We start from the raw sequence: 1,583 nt of genomic DNA, 5'->3' as shown, positions 1-1,583 counted from the left end.
AACGCGGTATTCCTCGTATATGTCGAGCATCGACGTAACGAAGCGGTCTACCGAATAGTTCTGGGAAATCTCCCGCGAGCGTCGGCGCATAGACGCTTTCGCGTCCGGGTTTCGCAAGATTCCAAGCGCCTTCTCCCACAGCAGCTTGTCGTCCTCGACCGTCCAGCCGTTCTCGCCGTTCAGCACCATGTCCTGAATGCTCGCGTCCGCCGCCGCGACGACGGGAAGCCCCGACGCCATTGCCTCGATGAACGTAATAGGGTGCACCTCGCTGTGGGACGCGCTCATAAACACGTCGGAGGCGGCGTATGCCTGCCTGATTTCTTCCGGCCAGCGGAGGTATCCGGTGAATACGATCGCTTCGCTGATTCCCAGCAGGTAGGCATACGTTTCAAGCTCCCGTCGGTCCGGTCCGTCGCCCGCAATAAGGAAGCGCGCGTTCGGGCGGCGGGCGTGCAGTTCCTTGCAGTTCAACAGCAGTGTGTGAATATTCTTTTCCGTGCCGAGCCGCCCGACGAACACAACGAGGTCGCTGACAGCGGGCAGGCGGTACCGCTCGCGCAGGGCGGCGGCGTCTTTCTGCGCGTCGACGGGCGGTTCGTAAAAATACGACAGGTCTATGCCGTTCGGCACGACGTGCACCGGATTCGGGTAGCGGATATCTTCAAGGTAGCGCTTGATTTTCTGTGACGGCGCAACGACGCAGCACCGTTTCCGCAAAAGATAGCGCAGCACGGCGGGGAGGTTCCGCCTGAAAAGCGGCTCGAGCAGCCACGGGACGTAATCCATGTAATCTTCGTAAAACGTGTGCAGCGTGTGGACTACCGGAATGTTCAGCGCCTTGCTCACCGCCCGCGCCGCCTGAGACAGGCTGAATTCGGTGTGCGCATGGAGTATGTCCAAGTTGAGCTGCTCCGCGCACTTTACCGCCTGCCGACCAAGCACCACCCCGATTCGGTGCTGCGGCTCGTGCCGGAACCGCAGCGACTGGAAGCGGAACACGCCTTTTTCTTTCTCCGGCGCGTCGGGGTGCTTCACCGTAAACACGAACACCTGGTGCCCGCGCTTTTCAAGCTCCGTTTTAAGCGCTCTGACCACCGTCACCACGCCGTTTACCTGCGGGCAATACGTGTCGCTGAAAAGACCTATGTTCATATAACCCTTATTTTCGCGTCGCGCCCGCCGCCGATGCTTGCAAATCCGGCGAGTCCTTGCTCAAGCCGGAGAAATTCGTCGTTCCGCAACGCTATCTCTCAGCAAATCGCGCGTGCGCATAGGTTATGCGGAATGTCCGCCGTACCGAGTCGTTAGCGTTTGCGGCTTGGAAAATGGAAGTTCCCGAACAGCGACGGTTTTTGGGCGCGTCCCGCGTCGGTCGTCGCCTTTTGCACGTCGATGACGCCGAGTATGCCCGCGGCTTCGCTTTCAAACAGCCCTTCCGTTTCGAGCCGCTCAAGCACAGTTTCCTGCACCGCCTTCGGGATGACTAGATCTATGCTTTCGCGGGCACGGGACGCGACGCGCACTTCCTGCTCCGCATTGTACGAGCGGCACTCAAGCGGCACCAGCGTCGCGCCGTTTGC

Annotated in this window: 2 protein-coding genes; both read right to left on the bottom strand. The window is 60.2% G+C overall.

The genetic code is table 11. The features are described 5' to 3' along the window. Nucleotides 1-1,155, bottom strand: a 1,155-nt coding sequence (locus AWU74_RS05435; RefSeq protein ID WP_062328407.1) for a glycosyltransferase, incomplete at its 3' end; no start/stop codon positions are given. Between the two features lie 152 nt (nt 1,156-1,307). Further along, nucleotides 1,308-1,583 (bottom strand): hypothetical protein (locus AWU74_RS11675; RefSeq protein ID WP_187150869.1); only part of this gene is annotated, 276 nt, incomplete at its 5' end.

It is taken from the genome of Treponema endosymbiont of Eucomonympha sp. (genome assembly GCF_001028545.1).
This window is presented reverse-complemented; position numbering and strand designations above follow the sequence as displayed.